The following is a 7,725-nucleotide window of genomic DNA, read 5'->3' as shown; positions in this document are numbered from 1 at the left end:
GAACGAAGGGAGCCGCCGGTCATGACGGGGTATCAGGCGGCACAGCCGCAGGAGTTTCCGCTCACCGCGCTCCAGCACGGGATGCTGCTGCACAGCCTCAGCGCCCCGGACGACGGCGTGTACGTGCAACAGAAGATCGTCACCCTGCGCCATGCCGTCGACGCGGCCGTGCTGCGGCAGGCGCTCGACGACCTGGTGGCCCGGCATCCGGTGCTGCGTACCACCTTCGTCCTGGACGACCCGTCCGCTCCCCGCCAGGTGATCCACCCGCACGGCCGGGCCCGTCTGACCCTCGACGACTGGCGCGGCGACGCGGACTCCGGCGGCCGCCTGCGCCGTTTACTGCGGGAGGACGCCCGGCGCCCCTTCGCCTTCACCGAGGAACCGCCGACACGCTTCGCCCTGCTGCGCACCGACCAGGCCGAGTACCGGCTGCTGTGGACGTCGCACCACGCGCTGATGGACGGCCGCTCCTACGCGCTGCTGCTGACCGAGCTGTTCGAGCTGTACGACGCCGCGGTCGAGGGCCGCGATGCCGTGCCGGCGCCGCGGCCCGGGTTCGAGGCGTACGTGCGCCGGCTCGCCGAGCAGGACCCCGCGCAGGGCGAGGCGTTCTGGCGGGAGTACCTGGACGGGGTCCGCAGCCGCACGCCGCTGACGGTGACCGCCGAACGCACGCCGGCACCCGGCGAGGACGCGTTCGACACCGTCCGGACGGAACTGGACGCGGACACGGTGAGAGCGGCCGCCGCGCTCGCCGAGCGGTGTGGCGGCACCCTCAACAACCTCGTCCAGGCGGCGTGGGCCCTGCTGCTCGGCAGCTACAGCGGCCGGAGCGAAGTGGTCTTCGGCGTCACCAAGTCCCGCAGGTCGTTCGCGCCCGAGGGCCGCGACATGGTCGGGCTGCTGATCAACACCCTGCCGCTGCGCGTGGCTCTGGACGCTTCGGCCACCGGAGCGGACCTGGTGCGTGCCCTGCGCGAGGGGTATCTCGCCCTGCGCCGGGGCGAGCACATCGAGCTGCCCCGCGTCCACCGGCTCAGCGCTGTACCGGACAGCTCCGCGCTGTTCGACAGCGTCGTCGTCTTCGAAAGCCGGACCGTGCAGGACGAGTTGCGGCAGCAGGGCGGAGCCTGGCGGGACCGCGACTTCCACCTGGAGGAACGCAGCAACTATCCGCTCACCCTCAGCGCTTACCAGGGCGAGCGCCTGCTGCTCAAACTCGGTTACGACCGCCGGCAGCTGCCGGACGCGGTCGCCCGGCAGGTACTGCAGGACACGGCGGCGCTGCTCAGGGCTCTGATCGACGCACCCGACCTGCCGACCGAGGATCTGTTCACCGAGTCCGGCCCGGTCTCCGGCGCGCTGGCCCGGCGCCGGGCGGCAGGCCGTCCCGACGCGGAGCGGCACTGGTCCGAGCGGACGGCCCGCTTGAGCCGCCCGCGAGTGGACCGCACAGGGCCGGCCCACGAAGTCCGGCTCGACACCAGGCACACGGCCGATCCGGAACTGCTGCTCGCCGCCGTCCTGGCCTTCGTCTCCCGCGGCACCGAGGAGGAGGACACGGGCGTCGCCCTGCGCTGGCGGCACCTGGCGGCCTGCCCGCCCCACCCGGCGGTGGCGACCCACGTTCCGTTCCCCCTGCCGCACATTGCCGACGGCCGGCCCTTCGCACAGGTTCACGACGAGGTGCGGGCCCTCCTCCGGAGCGACGAGACGATGGGCGTCCCCGGTCGGGATCCGCGGACGGCGCGATGGCCGGTCCGCATCGAACTGCACACCGGCCCCGCTCCGGACGGGACCGCGTCCCCCGACCCGGAGACCGGCGTCGCAGCGACCCGGCTCGTGCGGATCGCCGAGGACGGATCGTGGGTCGACTGGGCGGACCCCGACCCGGCGGCAGCCGACCGGTTCGCCGCCTTCCTCGACGTCGTGACGGCCGACCCCCACCGACCGGTGACCGAGGTGGCGGCGCTGACACCGGACGAACGCGAACGCGTGCTGGTGGAGTGGAACGACACCACCACCGACTACCCCTCCCACCTCTGCGTGCACGAGCTCTTCACCCGCCAGGCCCGGCGCAGCCCCGACGCCGTCGCCGTGGCCTGCGGGGAACGGACGCTCACCTATCGGGAACTGGACGAGCGGTCCGACCGCCTCGCGGCCGAACTCGCCGCACGCGGCGCCCGCCCCGGTGAGCTGGTCGGCGTGGCCCTGCGACGCTCCCCGGAGCTGCTGGTCGGCCTGCTGGCCGTGCTGAAGTCGGGGGCCGCCTACGTCCCGCTGGACCCCGTCTACCCGCCGGAGCGCATCGCCGCCATGGCCGACGACGCGCGGCTGCGGCTGGTGGTCACCGAGTCCGCGCTGCGGCCCACGCTGAGCGGCGTGCACGCCGGCCTGCTGCTCCTCGACGAGGACCGCGAACGCCCGGCGGGCCGGTGCGCCCCGGTCAGTGCCGACGACCCGGCGTACGTCATCTACACCTCCGGCTCCACCGGGCGCCCCAAGGGCGTGCGGATCGGGCACCGCGCGCTGACGAACTTCCTGTGCGCCATGGCCCGGCAGTTCGGATGCGCCGAGCACGACCGGCTGCTGGCCGTGACCACCGTGTGCTTCGACATCGCGGGACTGGAGCTGTACCTGCCGCTGATCACCGGTGCGCGGGTCGAGATCGCGCCGGCCGAGACCGCGGCGGACGGCTTCGCGCTGCGGGCCCTGCTGGAGCGGACGCGGCCCACCATGATGCAGGCCACGCCCGCAACCTGGCGCATGCTGCTCACCGCGGGCTGGACGGGGGGTACGGGCCTGAAGGCGCTGTGCGGCGGTGAGGCGCTGCCGTCGGACCTGGCCGAGGAACTCCTGGCCAGGTCCGGGGAACTGTGGAATCTGTACGGTCCCACCGAGACCACCATCTGGTCGACCGTCTGCCGTGTCGAACGCGGTGACCGGGTGACGATCGGGCGTCCCCTGGCGAACACCCGCTGCTATGTGCTGGACCGGTTCGGCGAACCCGTCCCCCCGGGGACACCGGGTGAGCTGTACATCGGCGGGGACGGCGTGGCCGACGGATACCTCGGGCGGCCCGAGCTCACCGCCGAGCGGTTCGTCGAGGATCCCTGGCGAACCACCACGCCCGGCGGCGCGCTGATGTACCGGACCGGCGACCTCGTCCGCCATCTGCCCGACGGCCGGCTGGAGTACCTCAACCGCGTCGACAGCCAGGTCAAGCTGCACGGCTACCGCATAGAGCTGGGCGAGATCGAGCACCACCTGCGGGCCCGGCGGGGCGTCCGGGAGGCGGTCGCCGTGGTCCGCGAGGACAGCCCCGGCGATCGCCGGCTCGTCGCCTATGTGGTGGCCGAGCCCGGCACCGAACTGGACACCGCGGCACTGCGCGAAGCGTTGCGCGGCGTGTTGCCGGGCTACATGGTGCCCGCCGTCGTGATCGTTCTGGACGAGGTGCCGCTCACCCCCAACGGCAAGGTCGACCGCAAGGCCCTGCCCGCCCCGGCTCAGCCCGGGCCGGACCGCCCGGCCGGGCTCACCACCGACACCGAGCGGGCTGTCGCCGACGTCTGGCGCCGGGCGCTCGGTGTGCCCCTGGTCGGCCCGCGCGACAACTTCTTCGACCTCGGCGGCAATTCGCTGTTGCTGATGCACGTGGTCAAGGAACTGCGGGACACGCTGGATCCGTCGGTCACCCGCGTCGACGTGTTCCGCTATCCCACCGTCGGCGAGATGGCCCGCCACCTCACCGCGCTGCGGCGCGGCGAACGGCCGGCCGGCGCGGCCCGGCCCACGCGGCCCCGGCGCGAGTCGTTGGAACGGCTGCGCGGCAGACGCACCCCGAGGGGCACGGGCCCCACCGCCACCTGACGACAGACGCCATCTGGCGTACCAGCAACTCTCAAGGACAGGATTCATGGCCCACTGCGCCGTGTGCTCTCTGAAAGAGGGCCACCCCGGCATCACCCTGGACGAGAACCAGACCTGCAACCTGTGCAACCTCGAAGTGGCCGACGAACTGTTGGAGAACTTCACCTACACCAACCGGGTCTTCGAGGAGTTCACCGCCGCGGGCCCCAACCTCCACGGCGAGTTCGACTGCCTGTTCATGTACAGCGGCGGCAAGGACAGCACGTACATGCTGGACAAGTTCGTCAACGAATACGGCAAGCGCGTCCTCGCCTATACCTTCGACATCCCCTTCGAGAGCGAGCACGCCGCCGACAACATCGAACTGGCGAAGGAGAAGATCCCGGCGCACTTCGTGCTGGACTCGGACGAGGCCGGCATCACGACGATGATGCGTGACGTCTTCAACCGGCCCGCGCCGCAGAAGCCCGGAAAGTATCTCGACGAGAAACTGCCGTGCGTGTCCTGCCGCACGTTCTTCGTCATCCGGGCCATCCTCCACGCGGTCCGCCACAAGATCCCGTACATCGCCCTGTGCGCGGACCCGCAACAGATCCTCACCATGGAGTCCAACGTCCGGGAGATCGTCCGCGGCTTCTACCAAACCTTCGGCACCGAGCTGACCGGCCGGCTCTTCGGGGACGAACTGGAGAACGTGCTGTTCGCCACCGACGAGGAACTGCCCAAGGTCGTCTTCCCGTTCATCGCGATGCGCTACGACTACGACCCCGATGCAATGGTGCGGGAGTTGAAGGAGAAGGGCCTCTACCAGTCCTCGCCGCTGGAGACCCACTGCACCCTGTATCCCCTGCTGAACTACTACTCGTTCACCAACTGGGGCTGCATGTTCTACAAGCTGAACGCCTCCAGTCACCTGCGCGCGGTGAAGAAGAACAAGAACTACGACCGCTCCACCTACAGCATCAAGTTCCCGCGCGCGGCGAACCTGCCGGATATCGAGCAGCGGCTGAAGGACATCATCCTCGACCTCGCCCGGGGCGATACCGACCCGCAGCGACACGAGCCGGAGCTGGTCGAGATCTTCAAGGAACTCCACGGGGACGACAATGCGGCCCGCTTCGTGGCCCGCAGCTTTCTCGACATGCGCGCGACGGCCACCCGTATGGGCATCAAGCTCGCCTGAAGGAGGCAGAGATGGATCAGCACGACGAGATCAGTGAATCCGACATCGCCATCGTCGGCATGGCATGCCGCCTGCCGGGTGCGCCCTCCGTGGAGGCCTACTGGCGCAATTTGAGGGAGGGCGTGGAGTCGACGACCTTCCTGTCCGACGAGGAACTGCTCGCCGCGGGCGTGGACGCGCGGTCCCTCGACGACCCGAGTTATGTCAAGGCGGCCCAACTGCTGCCAGACGTCGACCAGTTCGATGCCGACCTCTTCCGGGTCACCGGCGACGAGGCGGAGATACTCGACCCACAGCACCGGCAGTTCCTCGAATGCGCCCTGGAAGCGCTGGAGGACGCCGGATACGACCCCGGCGCCTACGACGGCGCCATCGGCGTGTACGCGGGCGCGGGCATGAACACGTACCTGCTGCACAACCTGCACGACCGCTACCGCGACGCCTCCGCCCTCGACGACTACCGGCTGATGCTCGCCAACGACAAGGACTTCCTGGCCACCCGGGTGTCCTACAAGCTGGACCTGCGGGGGCCCAGCCTCAGCATCAACACCGCGTGCTCCACGTCACTGGTCGCCGTGCACACCGCCTGCCTCAGCCTGATCAGCGGCGACTGCGACATGGCACTGGCCGGCGCGGTGCACATCAAGGTGCCGCAGCGGCAGGGTTACCGCTACCAGGAAGGCATGATCCTCTCCCCGGACGGGCACTGCCGCGCCTTCGACGCCAAGGCGCAGGGCACCATCGTCGGGGACGGCGTCGGCGCGGTGGTCCTCAAGCGGCTGAGCAACGCCGTCACCGACGGCGACTTCATCCACGCGATCATCAAGGGCACCGCCGTCAACAACGACGGTGCGGCGAAGGCCGGTTACACCGCTCCGACCGTGGAGGGCCAGGCGGCCGTCATCCGTGACGCCCAGCAGATCGCCGACTGCCCGCCGCACACCATCGGATACGTCGAGGCACACGGCACGGGCACACCCCTCGGCGACCCCATCGAGGTGGCCGCGCTCAACGCCGCGTTCACCGAGGGCACCGAAGGCACAGAGGCGGTCGGTCGCTGCGCGATCGGCTCGGTGAAGACCAACATCGGCCATCTCGACGCCGCCGCGGGTATGGCGGGCCTGATCAAGACGTCGCTGATGCTGCGCCATGCCGAGCTGGTCCCCAGCCTGAACTTCGAGTCGCCCAACCCGGAGATCGACTTCGGCGCCGGCCCGTTCCACGTCGCCACCGAACTCACCGACTGGCCGACCGCCCGCGGCGTGCCGCGCCGCGCCGGTGTCAGTTCCTTCGGGATCGGCGGCACCAACGCGCACGTCGTCCTGGAGGAGCCGCCGGCCCGCCCGGCGCCGTCCCGGCCCCGCCCGGCCGAGTTGCTGGTGCTCTCGGCCCGCTCGCCGCAGGCCCTGGAGCGGGCCATGGCCGGCCTTGCCCGGCACCTGCGCAAGCATCCGGACCTCTCCCCCGCCGACGTGGCCAAGACCCTCGGTGTCGGCCGCCGTGCCCATCGTCACCGGTGCGCCGTGGTCTGCTCCGACCTGCGCGAAGCAGCCCTCGCCCTCGCCCTCGCCGACCGCGAGCAGCTGATCACCGCAGAGGCCGCGGACGACCGCCCCGACGTGGTCCACGCCGTGGCCGACCGGCTCGGTGACGGCGGCGCCCACGCCGTGGCACTGCTGCGCGCGCTGCCCGCCTACCGCGCGGAACTCCGGGCGGTGACCGACACGGACCCCGAAGCGCTGCTGGGCTCCGACGACGCGACGGCGGCCCTGGTCGCCCAGCTGGCCGCCGCCCGCCTGTTCAGCGCGTGGGGTCTGCGGCCCGCCGCGGTGACCGGCGGCCCGGTCGCCCGGCTCGTCGGCGCCTGCCTGGCCGGTGCGCTCACCGTCGCGGAGGCACTGCGCCTGCTCGACACGGACCCGGCCACCTGGACCGGCGTCGCGCAGACACCCGCCGACGCCCCCGCGAACGCCCTGCTGCTGCGCCTGCAGCCCGACGGCACCGCTCCGCCCGGCCTGCACCGCACCGCACGCGACCTGGCGACGGTCTGGACCGCGGGAGCCGACGTCGACTGGGACGCGTTCTACGGCGGCGAGCAGCGCTGCCGCGTCCCGCTGCCGCACTACCCGTTCGAGCACAAGCGACACTGGGTCGAGCCGGAACACCGCACTCAGCAGCGCACACAGCGGCCCGACACCCTGACCGAGCGGCTCGGCGGGGCAGTCGGGTACGAACGCGTCGACGTCCTCACCGAGTTCGTGCAGCACGAGATCGCCAGGGTCCTGGGTGCGGAGGGCGACCGGCTCCCGGAGGACGACCGCAATCTGTTCGACATGGGCCTCGACTCACTCATCCTGATCGACATCACCGCCCGCCTCGGCGACGCCCTGGGCGAGCAGGTGGAGGCGTCCGCGTTCATCGAGCACCCCACGATCCGCTCCTTCGTCGAGAACCTGGCCGTCGTCCTCGGCCTGGTCGAGAAGTCCCCGCCGCGGCAGGACGACGGCCGCACCTCGCGCCGCGCCGCCATGCGCCGCGCCCGGGCCTGAGACGGCCGCACATGCGACTCCTCCGACGGGCCACCGGCACCGCCCGCTCCGACGACGCGGCTGTCATCGGGCGGGCGGGGCCGGTGGCCTGACCGACGCCCGACGGAGACACCACGG

Annotated in this window: 3 protein-coding genes; all 3 read left to right on the top strand. The window is 71.4% G+C overall.

The window, feature by feature from the left end; all coding sequences use genetic code 11:
* Positions 1-21 precede the first annotated feature (21 nt).
* Genes IG99_RS44300 through IG99_RS27250 form a run of 3 tightly spaced genes read left to right on the top strand, consistent with a single transcriptional unit; the run spans position 22 to position 7,608 of the window.
* Positions 22-3,876 (top strand): non-ribosomal peptide synthetase, encoded by a 3,855-nt coding sequence (locus IG99_RS44300; protein ID WP_051865925.1) that lies wholly within the window; start codon positions 22-24, stop codon positions 3,874-3,876.
* A 46-nt stretch (positions 3,877-3,922) separates the two neighbouring features.
* Complete coding sequence (locus IG99_RS27255; RefSeq protein ID WP_037678077.1) at positions 3,923-5,059, top strand: adenine nucleotide alpha hydrolase family protein; 1,137 nt, start codon at positions 3,923-3,925, stop codon at positions 5,057-5,059.
* A gap of 11 nt (positions 5,060-5,070) precedes the next feature.
* Positions 5,071-7,608, top strand: coding sequence for a type I polyketide synthase (locus tag IG99_RS27250; RefSeq protein ID WP_037678076.1), 2,538 nt, complete (start codon positions 5,071-5,073; stop codon positions 7,606-7,608).
* The last annotated feature ends 117 nt before the right edge of the window (positions 7,609-7,725 follow it).

Source organism: Streptomyces griseus subsp. griseus, from assembly GCF_000720255.1.
Lineage (GTDB): Bacteria > Actinomycetota > Actinomycetes > Streptomycetales > Streptomycetaceae > Streptomyces > Streptomyces griseus_I.
This window is presented reverse-complemented; position numbering and strand designations above follow the sequence as displayed.

Excerpts from the sequence above, each read along its gene's own strand:
- IG99_RS44300 (WP_051865925.1), top strand. The coding sequence starts at position 22 with ATGACGGGGTATCAGGCGGCACAGCCGCAGGAGTTTCCGCTCACCGCG.
- IG99_RS27255 (WP_037678077.1), top strand. The coding sequence starts at position 3,923 with ATGGCCCACTGCGCCGTGTGCTCTCTGAAAGAGGGCCACCCCGGCATC.
- IG99_RS27250 (WP_037678076.1), top strand. The coding sequence starts at position 5,071 with ATGGATCAGCACGACGAGATCAGTGAATCCGACATCGCCATCGTCGGC.